Here is a 17,541-nt window from a genome sequence, read left to right on the forward strand (position 1 = left end):
GCCGGGCTGCGCCCGCCCCCCCCGCGCGGGCGCCCCCGCCCATTAGAAACCGGCCGGGCCAGGTCGGCCAGGCCGACTTCCCGCGCCGGACGCGGGTCAGAGCCAGCGCTGCGCGGCCTCGACACTGTCGGAGCCACTGGTGTTGAAGGCGATGGCGGCCTGCGGGGCGTGGCGGCGGACGAGGTTGACGACGAGCTCGAAGAAGGGCAGGGCGGGTTCGGGCTTGCGGATGCCGCCGCCGATGACGACGACATCCCAGTCCCGGCCGGCGAGGGCGGCGGTGATCACGGGCCCGGCCGTCTCGTCGGGCGCGACCAGGGCCATCGACGCGTCGATGCCGTGGTCGGCGAAGCGGGCGAGTTCGGCGTCGAGGACGGCCCGCAGGCCGTCGCCGTCCATGCCGGGGACGGTGTGCGGGTCGAAACCGAGGATGAGTGCGGTAGCCATGCCGGGGAGGACGGTCAACCCGACCGGCCGGGTTCCGTGCCGGCCGGCGCGGTGACCATCCGCAGCGGGACGAAGGCCCGGAGCCGGAAGCCCCGGCCCCGCTCGCCCGGCCCGGCCTCCAGCCGCCCGCCGACCAGGGCCAGCCGCTCCTCCAGGCCCGAAAGCCCATTGCCCGGCTGGGACTTGCCCGGTCCGCGCCCGTTGTCGGCGATCTCCAGGACGGCGTAGCGCTCGCCGCCGCCCTCCCAGCTCTCGTCGGCCGTGACGGTGCAGACGGTGGCGCCCTCGCCGTGCCGGACGATGTTGGTGACGGCCTCGCGCAGTGCCCAGGCCAGCGCGCCCGCCTCCTCGTCGGCGAGCCCCGGCCAGGTGTCGGCCAGTTCCGGCGCGGCCTCCAGCCGGACCTGTGCGGCGGCCAGCGCGGTGCGGGCGGCGGCGAGTTCGACCGGCAGGGTGGGGCGGCGGAAGCCGGTCACCGCCTCCCGGACATCGATCAGCGACTGCCGGGCGACCTGCTCGATGTCGGCGACCTGCGCCCGCGCCGCCTCGTCCTTGCCTGCGTCCATGAACCGCCCGGCCAGTTCGCTCTTCAGCGTGATCAGCGACAGCGAGTGCCCGAGCAGGTCGTGCAGGTCGCGGGAGAGGCGCAGCCGTTCCTCGGAGGCGGCCAGGTGGGCGACGGCGGCGCGGGCCTCGCGCAGTTCCTTCATGGTGGCGACCAGCCGCTGCATGCCGGTCATCGCGGCGCCGGCGAGGAAGGAGGTGAGGGCCAGGGTGGGGATGGTGTCGCCGCCGGCGTGGCTCAGCACGCCGACGGTGGCGGTGAGCGCGGCCATGGCGGCGACACCGGGCAGCGCGTAGCGCACCGGCAGGATCACGGCGACGCACACCGAGGCGTAGGTGAAGAGGGTCAGGAAGGCCTCACCGAGGACGAAGGCCGAGACGCTCGCGAGCACGACCATCATCGCGACGATCAGCCGACAGGCCCGGGGCCGCATCCCGACCATCGAGCGGAAGATCACCAGCAGGACGTAGCTGCCGACGAAGACCGCCAGGCAGAGCCAGCCGAACACCCGGGCGGCCGTCCCGTGCCCGCCGTGCAGCAGGTTGCCCACCGGGTAGGCCAGGTAGATCGTCCACAGCAGCATCCAGCTGACCTTGACCAGCAGCTGCCGCCTGGTCTCGATCGGCGAGCCCGGGACGGTCATGAACGACGTGCGCGCCGGACCCGCCTCCGGCTGCTCGTCGGATCGGCGGGTCTGGCGCGGCTCGGTCATGCCGGTCATCATGCCTGGCGGGTGTCGCGGCGGTACAGCGCCGCCGCGGCGACGACGAACACCGCGAGGAAGGCGGCCAGCCCGGCGACCGCGCCGGTGTCCAGGGAGTGCCCGGGCTGGGTGAACGCGGCCAGCTGGTTGTACAGGTATACCGGGTTGAACCGGGCGAACTTCTCCAGCGAGCCGCTCACCGGGAACCACGTCCCGCCGAACAGCGCCATCACCATGTAGGTGATCATCACGATGGTCTGCACCGAGTCCGGCGCCGCCGCGTACCCGAGCGCGACCCCGAGCGCCGCGAACACGAAGCTGCCCAGCCACAGCGCCGCCGCCAGACCGGCCCACTGCGCCGCACCGAGCGACACGCCCTGGACCGCGCCGAGCGCGAAGACCACCAGGATCGCCGGCAGCGTGGTCACCGAGCTCGCGGCGATCTTGCCGAGGGTGTACGCCCGGCCGGGCAGCGCGGTGAGCCGCAGCTGGCGCACCCAGCCGCTCTTGCGCTCCAGCGAGATCCGCTGCGCGCTGCCGGTGAGCACCGCGCCGACCGCGCCGAAGGTGGCCATCGAGACCATGAAGTAGGTCTTCGCCGACAGGCCGCCGGCCAGTGGGGAGGAGCCGTAGGCGTGGGTGAAGAAGAAGTACATCAGCGCCGGGAAGGCGATGGTGAAGACCAGGTAGCGCCGGTTGCGGAAGGTCCGCAGGATCTCCAGCCGGATCAGGGTGGTCATCGCACGGTCTCCTTCGCGTCCTCGCGCTGGTCCTGCGCGCCGGTGATGGTCAGGAAGGCCTGTTCCAGGCCGAGGCCGGTGACTTCCAGCCCGCGCGGGTACAGGCCCGCGCGGTAGAGCCCGGCGACGCTGGCGTCGGCGTCCGCGGTGCGGATCCGGACGGTCCGCACGCCCGGCACCCGGGCGGTGACGTCCAGGGACTGCACGCCCGGCAGCAGGCGCAGCACGCCTTCGTCGAACTCACCGTCCACGTCGTGGAGTTCGAAGGCGACCCGACGGGCTCCGGCGCGCGCCTTGATCTCGGCGGAGCTGCCGTCGGCGATCAGCCGGCCCCGGTGCAGGACGAGGACGCGGTCGGCGATCGAGTCCGCCTCCTCCAGGTAGTGGGTGGCGAACAGCACCGTGCGCCCGGCGTCGGCCTGCGCCCGCATGCTCGCCCAGAACGCCTGCCGGACGGTGACGTCCATGCCGGTGGTGGGCTCGTCCAGCACGATCAGGTCGCTGTCTCCCGCGATCGCGAGCGCGAAGCGGACCCGCTGTTCCTGGCCGCCGGACAGCTTGTCGGCCCGGCGCTCGGCCAGTTCGGTGATCCCGGCATCGGCCAGCACCTCCTCGACCGACCGGCCGCGCGGGTGCACGTCGCGGGCGAGCTCGACCAGTTCGCGGACCTTGACGTCGGCCATCAGCCCGCCGCTCTGCAGCATCGCGCCGACCCGGCCGGCCGCGATCGCCTCCCGCGGGGTGCCGCCGAACAGCGTGACGCTGCCCTGGTCGGGCTGGCGCAGGCCGAGCAGCAGGTCAAGGCTGCTGGACTTGCCGGCGCCGTTCGGGCCGAGCAGGGCGACGGTCTCGCCCGGGCGCAGCACGAGGTTGAGGTCGTCCACGGCGCACACCCGCCCGTAGCTCTTGCCGACGCCGCGGAAGGCGGCCACTTCGGTGCTCATCGTCCCGCTCTTCTCCCCTGGTGGTGTCGCGCCCGTGGTCGCGATCGGTGTCGCGATCGGTGTCGTTCGCACCACCTCAGAGTCCCGTGCGGGCGGGGTGCGGCGGCAGTGTCCGCCGTCGTGCCTTCGGTATGACGGATGTCATGGCTGCGGCCGGTACCCGGGTCAGGGGTACCGGCCGCACGACCGCAGGTCAGGCTGGGTGTCAGAGGCCCAGCGCGCGCTTCACGAAGTCGACCTGGAGCAGCAGCAGGTTCTCCGCGACCTCCTCCTGCGGCGTCATGTGCGTGACACCGGACAGCGGCAGCACGGTGTGCGGGCGGCCGGCCGCGAGCAGCGCGGAGGACAGCCGCAGGGTGTGCGCGGCGACCACGTTGTCGTCCGCCAGCCCGTGGATGATCATCAGCGGCCGCTCCAGCCCGGCGGCGTAGCCGGTCAGCGAGTTGGCCGCGTACACCTCGGGCCGCTCGGCCGGGTGGCCGAGGTAGCGCTCGGTGTAGTGGGTGTCGTACAGCTCCCAGTCGGTCACCGGCGCGCCGGCGACGGCCGCGTGGAAGACGTCGGGGCGGCGCAGCACGGCGAGCGCGGAGAGGTAGCCGCCGTACGACCAGCCGCGGATGGCGACCCGGCCGAGGTCCAGCGGGAACTCCTCGGCGAGCGCCTGCAACGCGTCGGCCTGGTCGTCGAGGGTGGCCCCGGCGAAGTCGAAGGCGATGGACTTCTCCCAGGCCGGGCTGCGGCCGGGGGTGCCGCGCCCGTCGGCGACGACCACGGCGAAGCCCTGGTCGGCGAACCACTGCGAGTTGAGGTGCGGGTTGTGCGCCTGGACGACGCGCTGGCCGTGCGGGCCGCCGTACGGGTCCATCAGGACGGGCAGCAGGCCGTCCCGCTCGCGGTCGTAGCCGGTGGGCAGGAAGACCGCGGCCGGGATGCGGCGCTCGCCGGCGAAGCGGAACACCGGGCGGGCGGTGATGACCGGGGTCTCGGCGTAGGAGGCGATGGTGGCGACGTCGTCGACGACCACGCCTTCGGGCAGGTCGCGGGCGACCTGGACGAGGGTGCCGGGCAGGTCGGGCTCGGCGGTGGCGCGCACGGTGATCCCGCCCGCGTGCACGGCGCTGGTGACGGAGGTGAACGGACGGCCGTTGGCGGACTCCCAGCCGAGCCGCTTGCCGTCGTGGCTGATCCGGCCGACGGCGATCCAGCCGGGCTCGGGGTCGGTCTCCGCGGCGCCGCCGGAGGCGGTGAACAGCACCTCGGCGTCGGTGACGGCGACCACCGAGCGCAGGTGCAGGTCGGCCCCGGTGACGGCCTGGTCGCCGATCACCAGCGCCCGCACGCCGCCCTCGTCGGAGATCCGGACCAGCTTGCCGTCCGGGGTCCAGGCCGGGACGCCCTGGAACAGCTCCAGCCAGGCGTCGTCGCGCTCCTCGAACAGCACCTCGGTGGCGCCGGTGGCCACGTCGAGGCCGAGGACCAGCTGGCTGCGCTGGTCGCGGGCCTGGACGAGCAGCAGCGGCACGCCGCCCGCGGACCAGTGCACCCGGGCGAGGTACGGGAAGGCCGTGCGGTCCCAGACCACCTCGGTGCGGCCGCCGTCCAGGTCGAGCACCCAAAGGCCGACCTCGGCGTCGGCGGTGCCGGCGGCCGGGTAGGCGACCTCGGCGGGCTCGCGCTGCGGGTTGGCCGGGTCGGCGATCCACCAGCGGCGCACCGGGGTGTCGTCGGCGCGCTCGACCAGCAGCCGGTCGCCGTCGGGGGACCACCAGAAGCCCCGATCGCGGCTCATCTCCTCCTGGGCGATGAACTCGGCCTGCCCCCAGGTGACGTTCGGGCCGTCGGGCTCGGCGAGCACCCGGTCGGCGGTGCCGTCGGCGCGGGTGAGGCGCAGTTCGCCGGCGGTGTTGGCGTAGGCGACGTGGCTGCCGTCCGGGGAGACCCGCGGGTCCAGCAGCGGGCCCTGGGCGGGCAGTTCAGCGGTGGCGCCGGTGGCCAGGTCGGCGGTGAACAGCCGGCCGGAGAGGGCGAAGGCGGCCAGCCGGCCGGCCGCGTCCAGGGCGTAGCCGACGATGCCGGCCGAGCCTTCGCGGCTGCGCTCGCGGCGGGCCTTCTCGGCGGGCGAGAGGTCCTCCTCGCCGCCGCCGAGCAGCACGGCCGGGTCGGCGGCGATCCGCTCCTCGCCGGTGGCGGTGTCGAGGGTCCAGAGCAGGTTGGCCCGGTCGCCGCCCGATCGGGAGCGCAGGAAGACGACCCGCGAGCCGTCCGGTGCGACGGAGAAGGAGCGGGGCGCGCCGACGGTGTAGCGCAGGGTCCGCGCGTACTGCCGGGGGAAGGTGTCCGCAGGGGTGTGGGAGGTCATGGCACCAGACCCTACGACGCCGTACTCCCGCTGCCGGGCGCCGGTGATCACTCGTTCGGAGCATCGTTCCCGAGTACGCCCCAAAGGCGCCCATACCCCCTCCGACCGGCCCATGCGCCCTACGAGTGCCTCCGTACCCCGGCGTGTGGAGACTCACCGAATGTAATGCTCCCCTTACTCATCGGGTATGACTGGTCGGGCGAGTGATCGTCGGGCCCGTCCCGGCCACGGTCGCCCGACCGCAAGTCCCGTACGGTCCCACCGTCACCCTCCCCAGGGGGTGGCGCACCCGAGAAGGGGTGTGAGCCGACATGGCTTTGTCCGTCTCCGCAGCCATGCTGATGCTGGTCATCGTGGTGGTACTGATCCGCCGCTCCGGGCTGAAGCTCGCGCACGCGATCATCTGCGCGCTGCTCGGCTTCTACCTGGCGTCCAGCTCGATCGCGCCGTCGATCAGCCAGGTCACCAGCAACCTCGCCGGGATGATCAACGGCCTGAAGCTCTGACCCCGCCACGGCGGTCGTTAGGCTTCCTCCCATGACCGCGACTACCGGCCGCCGCCTGCTCCTGGTGCACGCCCACCCCGACGACGAGTCGATCGGCAACGGCGCCACCATGGCCCGGTACGCCGCCGAGGGCGCCCAGGTCACCCTGGTGACCTGCACCCTCGGCGAGGGCGGCGAGGTGATCCCGCCCGGGCTGGCCCATCTGACGGCCGATCGGGAAGGCACCCTCGGCGCGTACCGGATCGGCGAGCTGACCGCGGCGATGCGCGCGCTCGGCGTCACCGACCTCCGCTTCCTCGGCGGCCCTGGCCGCTACCGCGACTCCGGGATGATGGGCCTGCCCGACAACGACGTGCCCGGCTGCTTCTGGCGGGCCGACCTCGACGAGGCGGCCGGCCACCTGGTCGCGGTGGTCCGCGAGGTCCGGCCGCAGGTGCTGGTCACCTACGACGAGAACGGCGGCTACGGGCACCCGGACCACATCCAGGCGCACCGGGTCGCGATGCGCGCGTACGAGCTGGCGGCCGATCCGGCGCACCGCCCGGAGCTGGGCCCGGCCTGGCGGATCGCCAAGGTGTACTGGAACCGGATGCCCCGCTCGGTGATCGAGGCCGGGCTCGCCGAGACCGCCGCCCGGGCGTCCTTCCCCGGGACGGCCCGGCCCGCCGACGTTCCCGGGGTGGTGGCCGACGAGGTGGTCACCACCGTGCTGGACGGCTCCGCGTACGCCGGGCGCAAGGCCGCCGCGATGGCCGCGCACGCCACTCAGATCACCGTGGACGGCGCCTTCTTCGCGCTCTCCAACGACCTCGGCCAGCCGCTGGTCGCCACCGAGTACTACCAGCTGGTACGCGGCCAGGCCGGGCCGGAACGGCCCGAGGACGACCTGTTCGCGGGGCTGTCGCCCGCCGCCGACCCGCTGCCCACCGCCACCGCCACCGCCGAGGAGAGCGTCCGATGACCGAGCCCGCCGCCGCCCGGCCGCCGCGCCGCTCGTTCCCGGCGGCCGTCCTCGGCACCCGCGGGGAACGGCTGGCCGAGCCTCAGCCCCCGCGCGCCGCCCGGATCGCGGCCTACGTCCTGTTCTTCCTGCTGGGTGTCGCGGTGTCGGTCTGCGGATCCTTCGTGCAGGCCTTGTGGCCGCCCGTGGGGGTCCTGCTGGCGCTCGCGGCGACCGGCGCCACCTTCTACGGCGGCCTACGGGTCACCGGCACCCGGCTGGGCGCGGCACTGCCCGCGGCCGGCTGGTTCATGGCGATGCTGCTGGTGATCGTGCCCCGGCCGGAGGGCGACAACGTGCTGTGGTCCAACGCCACCTCGCTCGGCTGGCTGTTCGGCGGCTCGGTCCTGGGCGTGATCTGCGCCACCCTGCCGACCCGCGGCAGCTGGTTCCCGGGCGTGCCCGGCCCGCCGCGCTGAACCCGCCCGCGGGGCACGTACGCACCGCGCACGACGCGCAGTCAGGAGCGCGCGGCCGTACTCTCATACCGGAGGAACCGGACGTATCAGGATCTGTCCGAAGCCGTTCGCCGCTCTGTTCTTCCCAGTATGGTGGTCCCGCAGAACGCCGTACCCGACCGCCGCCCGCCCAGGCCCGGCGACCACGAACCGCGGTCGCGCCGCACGGCCCGCCCGCGAACCCGGAGCAGAGCAGCATTGAGCAGCCGCGAATCTGACAACGCCCACCCGACGCCCCGGCGTACGGGTCCGGACGCCTACCCGTCGGGCACCCCGCCCTACGGCACACCGGGGCTCCCGGGCGGCGACCGGGCCGGTGCCGCCCAGGGCGCCGCGTCGGGCGGCGAGGACGACGGCCCGAAGACCGAGACCACCCTGACGACCCGGGTCCGGATCAACATCCCCGGGTCGCGCCCGATCCCGCCGGTCGTGGTCCGCAGCACCGTCAAGAACGAGGACGGCCCGGGCGAGGAGGCCCCGGCGGCCGTCCCCGAGCCGGGCGGCCCGCGGCACCGGTCCGCGCCCTCCTCCCCCGTCCTCGGGTTGATGGAGGGCGGCGCCCGCACGGCCACCCCGCCGGAACTGCCGCCGGAGTGGCAGGTCCCGCCGATCCCGCCGGCGACGTCCGAGGCCGAGTCCACCGGCGCCTGGTTCCGGCCCCGGCAGAAGAAGGCCGAGCCGGCGCCGACCGCCGTACCGGCCGGTGCCCCGAACACCCCGGGCGCGCCGGAGGCCCCGGCCGCGCCCGCCGCCGCCGAGCCCCGGCCGACGGCCGCCCCGGCCCCCGGCGCCCGCCTGAACGGTGCCCGCCCCGCCCAGGGCGCGGCCCGTCCGAACGGCCGACCGGTGCCCGCCCAGGCCCAGGCCCCGAACCCGGCCCCGAATCCGAACGGTGCGCAGGCCCCGGCGGAGGAGCCCGGCGTGTACGAGGCCGCCTCCCCCTTCGCGCCGCCCACCGCCGACCCGTTCGCCCCGATGGCGCCCACGGCTGGAGCCCGCGGCCGGCGCGACGACCGCCCGCAGCAGGACGCCCAGCAGAACGGCGGCCGGCGCAACGGCCGGCAGTCCGACGGACGGCCGCAGCAGGGCCCGCGCCCGGGCGCCCGCCCGCAGGGCCCGGCGGCCGGCGCGACGGACCCGGAGGACACCTCGGTCGACGGCTTCGAGCCGATCCGCGAGGGCACCCCGCCGCCCGCCGCCATACCGGGCCTGCCGCAGAACGGCGCCGCGCACGGCGGCGAAGCCCGCCCGCAGCCCGGCCTGTTCGCCTCGGCCCCGGCCGGTGCCGACCCGTTCGCCGCCCAGCGCCCCGCCGCACCGGGCCAGGACGCCTTCGCCCACCCGGCCCCCGGCGGGCTCTTCCCCGGCGCCCCCGGTACCGCCCCCGGGCACCCGCAGCAGCCCGGACCGGACCCGGAGGCCACCGAGTTCACCCCGCTGCCGACCCCCGCCCCGGGCCCCCGGCCCGCACCGCAGCCGGCCAGGACCGAGTCCGCGCCCGCGCCCGCGCCCGCGCCCGCGCCCGCCAAGACCAAGGGCAAGGCCAAGCCGAAGGCCAGCGCCGGCAAGAAGCTGGTCAAGCTGGGCGTGTACGGCTTCGGCTTCGTGCTGTTCCTCGGCGCCGCCGCGTACGGCACCGGCCTGATGCTCAACCAGTCCGACATCCCCAAGGGCACCGTGGTGCTCGGCACCGACATCGGCGGCAACAGCCGCGACCAGGCGATCCACCAGCTCGACGAGACCGTCGGCAAGACCGGCCAGCAGCCGCTCAAGCTGAAGGTCGGCGACCAGGCGCTGAACCTCGACCCGACCGTCGCCGGGCTGAGCTTCGACACCACGGGCACCGTGGACGGCCTCGCCCAGCACAGCTACAGCCCGGTCGACGTCATCAAGTCGCTGAAGGGCGGCACCAAGGCGGTCGCACCGGACGTCAAGGTGGACCGGGCCAAGCTCAAGGCCGCCCTGGACACCCTGGCCTCCGGCTCGGGCCAGGGCCTTCAGGAGGGCTACGTCAAGTTCGCCGACAACGGCGACCCGGTCGTGGTGCCCGGCCGGGCCGGCCAGGCCGTCGACTCGGCGAGCGCCCTCGACGTGGTCGAGCAGGCCTACCGCGACCGCGCCGCCGGCAAGCCCGAGCAGCCGATCGCGCTCGCCGTGACGGCCGCCCAGCCCAAGGTCTCCCCGCAGGCCCTGCAAGCCGCCGCGGACAGCCTCGGCAAGTCCGCGCTCAACGGCAACGTGTACGTCCTGGCCGGCGCCAAGAAGTGGATCTTCGGCAAGCAGGTCGCCGCCAAGACGCTCACGCTCGTCCCGGACGCCTCCGGCAAGATCGTGCCCAAGTGGGACCTCGACGCGCTGAACGGCCAGCTGGGCAGCGTGTTCGACAAGGTGAAGGTCAAGAAGAACGGCCAGAACGCCGCGATCACCCCGCAGGACGTCGCGGACGCCGTCACCTCGCTGCTCGACAAGACCGGCGAGAAGGACCGCACCTTCAAGTTCACCGTCGCCTGAGCAGCGACCGCACCGATCGGGGGGCGGGCCGGCATCCGGCCCGCCCCTCGACAACTCCCCCTCCCGGTCAGCAAGATGTGACGCCACACCTTCCGCCACAGCCACCTCGGGGAGCACGCCGATGAGCCGCCGCCTCCAGCACCGGACGGCTCTGCTCGCCGGTCTCACCGCCCTGTCGCTCTCACTGACGCTCTGTTCGTGCGCCTCCGGCCAGGGTGGCGCCGCCGCGGACGGGCCGTCCGCCACCGGGGCCCCCAAGCTCACCTCGATCGACGTCAACCCGCGCGAGCGCTCCCAGCTGCGCCAGGGCGGCACCCTGCACCTGGCGATCGCCCAGTTCTCCCGCCAGTGGTCGCCGATCCAGACCGACGGCAGCGAGTCCTCGACGATCAGCGTCAGCAAGCCGCTGCTGCCGACCTTCTTCCGCTCCGACGCGGCCGGCACCCAGACCGCCAACCCGGCCTACCTGCAAGACGCCCACGCGGAGCTGCGGGACGGCCGGCAGGTCGTCGTCTGGACGCTCAACCCGAAGGCCCACTGGTCCGACGGCACCCCGATCACCTGGCGCGACCTCGAAGCCAACTGGCGGGCGCTGAACGGGAAGGACCCGGCCTACCGGCCCGCCAGCAACACCGGCTTCGAACAGGTCTCCTCGGTCGAGCGGGGCAAGGACGACTTCCAGGCGGTGATGACCTTCGACCGGCCGTTCTCCGAGTGGCAGTCGATGTTCAACGGCGCCGCCAACGCCCCGCTGCTGCCCGCGAGCCGGCTAGCCACCCCGGAGCTGTTCAACTCCGCCTACCTGGACGCGATCCCGGTCACCGCCGGCCCGTTCAAGGTCGAACGGCTGGACCGCGCCGCCCAGACCATCACGCTGGTCGCCGACCCCGCCTGGTGGGGCGACAAGCCGCTGCTGGACCGGATCGTCTTCCACGCCATGCTGCCCAACGCCATGGCCCCCGCCTTCGCCAAGGGCGAGATCGACCTCTTCAACAACGGCCCGGACGTCGCCGGCTACCAGACCATCAAGAGCACCAAGGGCGCCGCCGTCCGCCGGGCCGGCGGGCCCGACTTCCGCCAGCTCACCCTCAACGCCCGCACCCCGGCGCTCAGCGACGCGACCGTCCGCCAGGCCGTCTTCCAGGCCATCAACCGGGACGCCGTCATCCGCTCCGACCTGAACGGCCTGGACTGGCCAGCCGCCCCGCTCAACAACCACCTGCTGGTCGCCAACCAGAACGCCTACCGGGACAACTCCCTCGGCCTCAGCCGCTACGACCCCGCCGAGGCCGCCCGCAAGCTGGACGCGGCCGGCTGGCGGCTCGACGGCGACGTCCGCAAGCGCAACGGCCGCGAGCTGAACCTGCGGATGGTCATCCCGGCCGGCGTCACCCAGGCGCAGAGCGAGGCCGACAGCGCCACCAGGACGCTCAAGGACGTCGGCGTCAAGGTCACCACGGTCACCTCCGCCGCCAACGAGTTCTTCGACAAGTACGTCAACCGCGGCGACTTCGACATCACCGCGTACTCGCTGCTCGGAACGCCCTTCCCGGCCAGCGGCAACCGCGCCGACTTCGTCCAGAACGGCGGCACCAACCACGTCGGCACGGGCAGCCCGGCGGTGGACGCCGCCCTCGACCGGGCCGCCGCCGCACCCGACGCGGCCACCGCCTCCGAGGCGATCAACCAGGCCGACGGCGAGCTGTGGAAGGTGGCCGGCGTGCTGCCGCTCTACCAGCGCCCGCAGCTGTACGGCGCCCGCGCCAACCTCGCCAACATCGGCGCCCAGGGGCTGTCCGACATCGTCTGGGAGAACGTCGGCTTCGAGCGGTAGGCGCCGGCGGCGCCCCGGCGCCCTCAGCCGTGCAGGGTCTCCCGCCAGAAGTGGCAGGCGCTGCGACGGCCCGGCAGCTCGGCGCCCTCGGCGTCCACCATCGGCACCAGCGGCGGGAGTTCGCTCAGGCAGCGGTCCTGCACCCGGTCGCAGCGCGGGTTGAACGCGCAGCCCTGCGGGATCTCCAGGAGGCTGGGCGGCAGGCCCTTGATGGCGTGGAGGTTCTGCCCCTTCTGGTCCAGCCGCGGGATCGAGTCGAGCAGTCCCCGGGTGTACGGGTGGGCGGGGCGCGCGTACAGGTCGCGCACCGGGGCCGTCTCGACGATCCGGCCCGCGTACATCACCGCGATCGTGTCCGCGACGTCGGCGACCACGCCGAGGTCGTGGGTGATCAGGATCAGCCCCATGTGGAACTCGTGCTGCAACTCGGCCAGCAGGTCCATCACCTGGGCCTGCACGGTGACGTCCAGCGCGGTGGTGGGCTCGTCCGCGATGATCAGGTCCGGCTCCATGGAGAGCGCCATGGCGATCATGATGCGCTGGCGCATGCCGCCGGAGAACTGGTGCGGGTAGTCGCCGACGCGCTGCCTGGCCGCCGGGATCCGCACCCGGTCCATCAGCTCGATGGCCCTCTCCCTGGCCTCCTTGCGGCTGGCGCCGCGGTGCACCTGGAACATCTCGCCGAGCTGGTACCCCACGCTGAGCACCGGGTTGAGCGAGGACAGCGCGTCCTGGAAGATCATCGCGATCTTCTGGCCCCGGACGAACCGCCGGGCCCTGGAGCCCATGGTCAGCAGGTCCTCGCCGCGGTAGAGGATCCGCCCGCCGGTGATCCGCCCGGGCGGCGTGTCCAGGATGCCCATGATCGCCTGCGCGGTCACCGACTTGCCCGAACCGGACTCACCCAGCACCGCCAGCGTCTCCCCGGCCGACACCGAGTAGCTCACCCCGTTGACGGCCCTGGCCACGCCGTCCCGGGTACGGAACTCGACGTGCAGGTCGTCGACCTCCAGCAGCGGGGTCCCGGGCACCAGGTTCTCCCGACCGCCGCCGATCACCTCCACCATGTCCATCCGAGCAGCCCTCCCCCAGCGCAGCGGCGAGCACCTGTACGCGCAGAGCAACTATCAACGACCCGACCCCACTTGCGGAATCGCGCGGCACGTCTCTTTTCCATCACAAGAAAGGGCGCACCCCCGGTGCGGGGGCGCGCCCTGGGTCTCGCGAGCCGCTAACCGGGCTCGGTACCGCCCTGCCCGACCTCGCGCTCCGCCGCGCTCTGCCCCATCTCGCGCTCCGCCGCGCTCTGCCCGATCTCGCGCTCCGCCGCGCTCTGCCCGATTTCGCGCTCCGCCGCGAAGTGACACGCCGAGTCGTGCCGGGCCGCCCCGCCCAGCCAGGACGGCGAGGCGAGCAGCGGGATCTCGGCCGCGCAGCGGTCCTGCGCCTTCCAGCAGCGGGTGCGGAAGCGGCAGCCGGACGGCGGGTTGGCCGGCGAGGGCACGTCCCCGGTGAGCACGATCCGGTCCCGCGACTCCCTGGCCGTCGGGTCCGGCACGGGGACGGCGGAGAGCAGCGCCTGGGTGTACGGGTGGGTGGCGTGGTCGTAGATCTCGGCATCGCTGCCGATCTCGACCATCTTGCCGAGGTACATCACGCCGACCCGGTCCGAGATGTGCCGGACGATGGAGAGGTCGTGCGCGATGAACATGTACGAGAGGTTGAACTCCCCCTGCAGCTTGTCCAGCAGGTTGATCACCTGCGCCTGCACCGACACGTCCAGCGCGGAGACCGGCTCGTCACAGATGATGATCTCCGGCCTGAGCGCCAACCCCCTTGCGATGCCGATGCGCTGACGCTGCCCGCCGGAGAACTGGTGCGGATAGCGGTTGATGTACTCGGGGTTGAGCCCGACCACGTCCAGCAGGTCCTGGACGGCCTTGCGGCGGTCCCCCTTGGGCGCCACCTCGGGGTGGATCTCGAAGGGCTCCCCGATGATGTCGCCGACCGTCATGCGCGGGTTCAGCGAGGTGTACGGGTCCTGGAACACCATCTGGATGTTGCGGCGGACGGCCTTCAGCGCCGACCCGGACAGCCGGGAGATCTCCTCGCCCTTGTAGCGGACCGATCCCCCGGTGGCCGGCTCCAGGTTCATCAGCACCTTGGCCAGCGTGGACTTCCCGCAGCCGGACTCGCCGACGACGCCCAGCGTCTCGCCCTGCCTCAGGTCGAAGGAGATCCCGTCGACGGCCTTCACGGCGCCGACCTGCTTCCTGAACAGCACGCCCTTGGTCAGCGGGAAGTGCTTGACCAGGTCCCGGACTTCGAGGATCGGCTCGCCGCGCGGCACTTCCTGGGCGAAGGCGGCCTCCTCCGGCACCGCGGCACCCAGTGCGGTGGACCCGTTAGCGGCCATGGAGGGTCTCCTTCCAGAAGAAGCAGGCGCTGCCCCGCCCGGCCAGCGGGGCGCCGTCGTCCTCGGCGACCGGGTACAGCTCCGGCACCTCGGCCCGGCAGCGGTCCTGCGCCCGCGGGCAGCGCGGGTTGAAGGCGCAGCCCTGGGGGATCCGCAGCAGGTTGGGCGGCAGGCCCTTGATGGCGTAGAGCTCCTGGCCCTTCTGGTCCAGCCGCGGGATGGAGTCCAGCAGGCCACGGGTGTACGGGTGCGCGGGGCGCGCGTACAGCTCGTGCACCGGGGCGGTCTCGACGATCCGGCCGGCGTACATCACGGCGATCTTGTCGGCGACGTCGGCGACCACGCCGAGGTCGTGGGTGATCAGGATCAGGCCCATGTTGTACTCCGCCTGGAGCTCCGCGAGCAGGTCCATCACCTGCGCCTGGACGGTGACGTCCAGCGCGGTGGTGGGCTCGTCCGCGATGATCAGGTCCGGTTCCAGGGCCAGCGCCATGGCGATCATGATGCGCTGGCGCATGCCGCCGGAGAACTGGTGCGGGTAGTCGTTCACCCGCTGCTTGGCCGCCGGGATCCGCACCCGGTCCATCAGTTCGACGGCCCTGTCCTTGGCCTCCTTGCGGGACGCCCCCCGGTGGGCGCGGAACATCTCGCCGAGCTGGAAGCCCACCGTCAGCACCGGGTTGAGCGAGGACAGCGCGTCCTGGAAGATCATCGCGATCTTCTGGCCGCGGATCCTGCGCCGCTCCTCGTTGCCCATCTTCAGCATGTCCCGACCGCGGAAGCGGATCTCCCCGCGCGGGATCCGGGCCGGCGGCATGTCCAGGATGCCCATGATCGCCTGCGCGGTCACCGACTTGCCCGAACCGGACTCGCCGAGCACCGCGAGCGTCTCCCCCGCCCGGACGCTGTAGTCGACCCCGTTGACCGCCTTGGCCACGCCGTCCCGGGTGACGAACTCGACGTGCAGGTCACGGACGTCGAGCAGTGGCCCCTCGTACGACGCGGTCCGCTCGGACCTGCTGGCGTCCACAGCTGTACTCACGTTGCGCTCCCCTCGCTCAGCGAAGCTTCGGGTCGAGGGCGTCGCGCACCGCGTCGCCCAGCATGATGAAGGCCAGCACGGTGACGGAGAGCGCCACGGCCGGGAAGAACAGCACGTACGGCGCCGTCCGGATCACCTTCTGGGCGGAGGAGATGTCGATGCCCCAGGAGATGGTCGGGTCCTGCAGACCGATGCCGAGGAAGCTCAGCGTCGCCTCGGTGGCGATGTAGCCGCCGAGCGCGATGGTGGCGACGACGATCACGGGGGCGATCGCGTTCGGCAGGATGTGCCGGAACATCAGCCGCCCCGTCCCGGCGCCGAGCGCCCGGCCGGCCACCACGTAGTCGGACTGTTTGACGGTCAGCACGGCGCCGCGCATGACGCGGGCGATCTGGGTCCAGCCGAGGAAGGCCAGCGCGATGACCACGCTCCACACCGTTCGGGTGGTGAAGGCGTTCAGCAGCACCAGGGCGCCGAGCAGCAGTGGGAGGCCGAAGAAGATGTCGGTGATCCGGGAGATCACCGCGTCGACGGCGCCGCCGAAGTAGCCGGCGACCATGCCGGCCAGTCCGCCGAGCACGGTGACCGACAGGGTCACGCAGATGCCGACGGTGATCGAGGCGCGGGCGCCGTACACCACCCGGGCGTAGATCGACCGGCCCTGCCCGTCGTAGCCGAACCAGCCGGCACCGAAGAAGTCCGTCCAGTCCGGCCGCCTGAGGTAGTCGTGGATCAGGTCGGCCTTGCGCGGGTCGGCGTCGGTGAACGCCCAGGGGAAGACCGCCATGACGACCAGCAGCAGGATCAGCACGGCGGAGATCAGGAAGATCGGCCGCCGGCGCAGGTCCCGCCAGGCGTCGCCCCAGAGGCTGCGGGCCTCCTCCCGCTTGGCCGGGTCGGGCTCGACCAGGGTCTCCTGCTCGACCGCCATGCCCTGCTCCCCGGCGTAGTCGAGGTGCGAGACCCCGGGCTTGGGGCGCGGCTCGTACGAGTTCTCGTCGTGGACGTCAGGCATAGCGGATCCTCGGGTCCAGGACCGCGTAGAGCAGGTCGACGAGCAGGCTGGCGACGAGGTAGACGATCACCAGGACGGTCACGATGCCGACCACGGTGGGGCCTTCCTTCTGGTTGATCGCCCGGTACAGGACGTTGCCGACGCCCTGCACGTTGAAGATGCCCTCGGTGACGATCGCCCCGCCCATCAGGGCGCCGAGGTCGGTGCCGAGGAAGGTGACCACCGGGATCAGCGAGTTGCGCAGCAGGTGGCGGGAGATGACGGTCCGCCGGGGCAGCCCCTTGGCGACCGCCGTGCGGATGTAGTCGGCCCGCAGGTTCTCGCCGATGGACGTCCGGGTGAGCCGGGCGACGTACGCGAGCGAGAGCGAGCCCAGCACGATCGCGGGCAGGATCAGCTGGGAGAGGTCGGTGGAGTCCTGCACCGTCGGGGTGACCCAGCCGAGGTTGGTGGCGAAGATCGTCTGCGCGATGTAGGCCAGCACGAAGACCGGGATCGAGATCACCACCAGGGTGAGGATCAGCACCAGGGTGTCCTGGACGCTGCCGCGCCGGAGGCCGGAGGCCATACCCAGGGCGAGGCCGAGGACCACTTCGAAGACGAAGGCCATCAACGCGAGCCGGATGGTGACCGGGAAGGCGGTCGCCATGATCTCGGAGACGGGGCGGCCGGTGAAGCTCGTCCCGAAGTCCCCCTGGAAGAGGTTCCCCATGTAGTGCAGGTACTGCTTCCAGACCGGCTGGTCCAGGAAGTACTTGTGCTTGATGCTGGCCACGATGGCCGGGTCGGCGGCCTTCTCGCCGAACAGCGCCGACACCGGGTCGCCCGGCAGCGTGTAGACCATCAGGAAGATCAGCAGCGTGGTGCCAAAGAACACCGGGATCATCTGCAGCACCCGCCGCAGCACGTAACTGCCCATCCGAGCCTCCTTCCTAGACGTGCCCTGGGTGCACGGCCGGCCGGGGACGGTCGGCCGGGAGGGCCGGGCCCCGCCCTCCGTG

Annotated in this window: 15 protein-coding genes; 5 read left to right on the forward strand and 10 right to left on the reverse strand. The window is 72.9% G+C overall.

Annotated features, from left to right (window positions below; genetic code table 11):
• Nucleotides 1-96: 96 nt before the first annotated feature.
• The 5 genes from AB0O82_RS20495 to AB0O82_RS20515 all read right to left on the reverse strand — a co-directional run bounded on the left by AB0O82_RS20495 (nt 97) and on the right by AB0O82_RS20515 (nt 5,758).
• Nucleotides 97-447 (reverse strand): hypothetical protein, encoded by a 351-nt coding sequence (locus AB0O82_RS20495; protein WP_363585411.1) that lies wholly within the window; start codon nt 445-447, stop codon nt 97-99.
• A gap of 14 nt (nt 448-461) precedes the next feature.
• The gene (locus tag AB0O82_RS20500; RefSeq protein ID WP_363585412.1) at nt 462-1,724 is read right to left on the reverse strand and encodes a histidine kinase; all 1,263 of its coding nucleotides are present in this window, start codon (nt 1,722-1,724) and stop codon (nt 462-464) included.
• Nucleotides 1,725-1,732: 8 nt separating this feature from the next.
• A complete protein-coding gene (locus AB0O82_RS20505) occupies nt 1,733-2,455 on the reverse strand; it encodes an ABC transporter permease (protein ID WP_363585413.1) in 723 nt (240 codons plus the stop codon).
• The gene (locus tag AB0O82_RS20510) at nt 2,452-3,399 is read right to left on the reverse strand and encodes an ABC transporter ATP-binding protein (RefSeq protein WP_363585414.1); all 948 of its coding nucleotides are present in this window, start codon (nt 3,397-3,399) and stop codon (nt 2,452-2,454) included. Before AB0O82_RS20510 ends, AB0O82_RS20505 begins: the two co-directional genes overlap by 4 nt.
• 205 nt (nt 3,400-3,604) lie before the next feature.
• Entirely contained in the window at nt 3,605-5,758 is a 2,154-nt protein-coding gene (locus AB0O82_RS20515) for a prolyl oligopeptidase family serine peptidase (protein WP_363585415.1), read from the reverse strand.
• Between the two features lie 311 nt (nt 5,759-6,069).
• On the opposite strand from AB0O82_RS20515, the gene AB0O82_RS20520 reads away from it, so the two are divergent.
• From AB0O82_RS20520 to AB0O82_RS20540, 5 genes are all read left to right on the forward strand, one after another.
• Nucleotides 6,070-6,264 (forward strand): DUF2304 family protein, encoded by a 195-nt coding sequence (locus AB0O82_RS20520; RefSeq protein ID WP_063347949.1) that lies wholly within the window; start codon nt 6,070-6,072, stop codon nt 6,262-6,264.
• A 31-nt stretch (nt 6,265-6,295) separates the two neighbouring features.
• A complete protein-coding gene (gene mshB, locus AB0O82_RS20525) occupies nt 6,296-7,225 on the forward strand; it encodes an N-acetyl-1-D-myo-inositol-2-amino-2-deoxy-alpha-D-glucopyranoside deacetylase (protein WP_363585416.1) in 930 nt (309 codons plus the stop codon).
• Nucleotides 7,222-7,683 carry a DUF6113 family protein gene (locus tag AB0O82_RS20530; RefSeq protein WP_363585417.1) on the forward strand — a complete coding sequence of 154 codons (462 nt, stop codon included), beginning with the start codon at nt 7,222-7,224 and terminating at the stop codon, nt 7,681-7,683. Before mshB ends, AB0O82_RS20530 begins: the two co-directional genes overlap by 4 nt.
• A gap of 237 nt (nt 7,684-7,920) precedes the next feature.
• Nucleotides 7,921-10,233: a peptidoglycan binding domain-containing protein gene (locus AB0O82_RS20535; RefSeq protein ID WP_363585418.1), complete on the forward strand. Its 2,313-nt coding sequence runs from the start codon at nt 7,921-7,923 to the stop codon at nt 10,231-10,233.
• Nucleotides 10,234-10,354: 121 nt separating this feature from the next.
• Entirely contained in the window at nt 10,355-12,067 is a 1,713-nt protein-coding gene (locus tag AB0O82_RS20540) for an ABC transporter family substrate-binding protein (RefSeq protein WP_363585419.1), read from the forward strand.
• A 23-nt stretch (nt 12,068-12,090) separates the two neighbouring features.
• Here the strand turns inward: AB0O82_RS20540 and AB0O82_RS20545 are convergent, their stop codons facing one another.
• From AB0O82_RS20545 to AB0O82_RS20565, 5 genes are all read right to left on the reverse strand, one after another.
• A complete protein-coding gene (locus AB0O82_RS20545) occupies nt 12,091-13,140 on the reverse strand; it encodes an ABC transporter ATP-binding protein (RefSeq protein ID WP_363585420.1) in 1,050 nt (349 codons plus the stop codon).
• Between the two features lie 158 nt (nt 13,141-13,298).
• Entirely contained in the window at nt 13,299-14,483 is a 1,185-nt protein-coding gene (locus AB0O82_RS20550) for a dipeptide ABC transporter ATP-binding protein (RefSeq protein WP_363585421.1), read from the reverse strand.
• Nucleotides 14,473-15,525: an ABC transporter ATP-binding protein gene (locus tag AB0O82_RS20555; RefSeq protein WP_363585422.1), complete on the reverse strand. Its 1,053-nt coding sequence runs from the start codon at nt 15,523-15,525 to the stop codon at nt 14,473-14,475. Before AB0O82_RS20555 ends, AB0O82_RS20550 begins: the two co-directional genes overlap by 11 nt.
• A 16-nt stretch (nt 15,526-15,541) precedes the next feature.
• Nucleotides 15,542-16,456 carry an ABC transporter permease gene (locus tag AB0O82_RS20560; protein ID WP_363585478.1) on the reverse strand — a complete coding sequence of 305 codons (915 nt, stop codon included), beginning with the start codon at nt 16,454-16,456 and terminating at the stop codon, nt 15,542-15,544.
• Between the two features lie 76 nt (nt 16,457-16,532).
• Nucleotides 16,533-17,459, reverse strand: a complete 927-nt coding sequence (locus tag AB0O82_RS20565; RefSeq protein WP_363585423.1) for an ABC transporter permease — start codon at nt 17,457-17,459, stop codon at nt 16,533-16,535.
• Between the last annotated feature and the right edge of the window lie 82 nt (nt 17,460-17,541).

Origin of the sequence: Kitasatospora sp. NPDC088264 (assembly GCF_040685715.1) — a bacterium.
Classification (GTDB): domain Bacteria; phylum Actinomycetota; class Actinomycetes; order Streptomycetales; family Streptomycetaceae; genus Kitasatospora.

Coding starts and splice junctions, on each gene's coding strand:
- AB0O82_RS20565 (WP_363585423.1), bottom strand. CDS start 17,459: ATGGGCAGTTACGTGCTGCGGCGGGTGCTGCAGATGATCCCGGTGTTC.
- AB0O82_RS20550 (WP_363585421.1), bottom strand. CDS start 14,483: ATGGCCGCTAACGGGTCCACCGCACTGGGTGCCGCGGTGCCGGAGGAG.
- AB0O82_RS20500 (WP_363585412.1), bottom strand. CDS start 1,724: ATGACCGAGCCGCGCCAGACCCGCCGATCCGACGAGCAGCCGGAGGCG.
- AB0O82_RS20505 (WP_363585413.1), bottom strand. CDS start 2,455: ATGACCACCCTGATCCGGCTGGAGATCCTGCGGACCTTCCGCAACCGG.
- AB0O82_RS20510 (WP_363585414.1), bottom strand. CDS start 3,399: ATGAGCACCGAAGTGGCCGCCTTCCGCGGCGTCGGCAAGAGCTACGGG.
- AB0O82_RS20540 (WP_363585419.1), top strand. CDS start 10,355: ATGAGCCGCCGCCTCCAGCACCGGACGGCTCTGCTCGCCGGTCTCACC.
- AB0O82_RS20520 (WP_063347949.1), top strand. CDS start 6,070: ATGGCTTTGTCCGTCTCCGCAGCCATGCTGATGCTGGTCATCGTGGTG.
- AB0O82_RS20545 (WP_363585420.1), bottom strand. CDS start 13,140: ATGGACATGGTGGAGGTGATCGGCGGCGGTCGGGAGAACCTGGTGCCC.
- AB0O82_RS20515 (WP_363585415.1), bottom strand. CDS start 5,758: ATGACCTCCCACACCCCTGCGGACACCTTCCCCCGGCAGTACGCGCGG.
- AB0O82_RS20560 (WP_363585478.1), bottom strand. CDS start 16,456: ATGGCGGTCGAGCAGGAGACCCTGGTCGAGCCCGACCCGGCCAAGCGG.
- AB0O82_RS20495 (WP_363585411.1), bottom strand. CDS start 447: ATGGCTACCGCACTCATCCTCGGTTTCGACCCGCACACCGTCCCCGGC.
- mshB (WP_363585416.1), top strand. CDS start 6,296: ATGACCGCGACTACCGGCCGCCGCCTGCTCCTGGTGCACGCCCACCCC.
- AB0O82_RS20530 (WP_363585417.1), top strand. CDS start 7,222: ATGACCGAGCCCGCCGCCGCCCGGCCGCCGCGCCGCTCGTTCCCGGCG.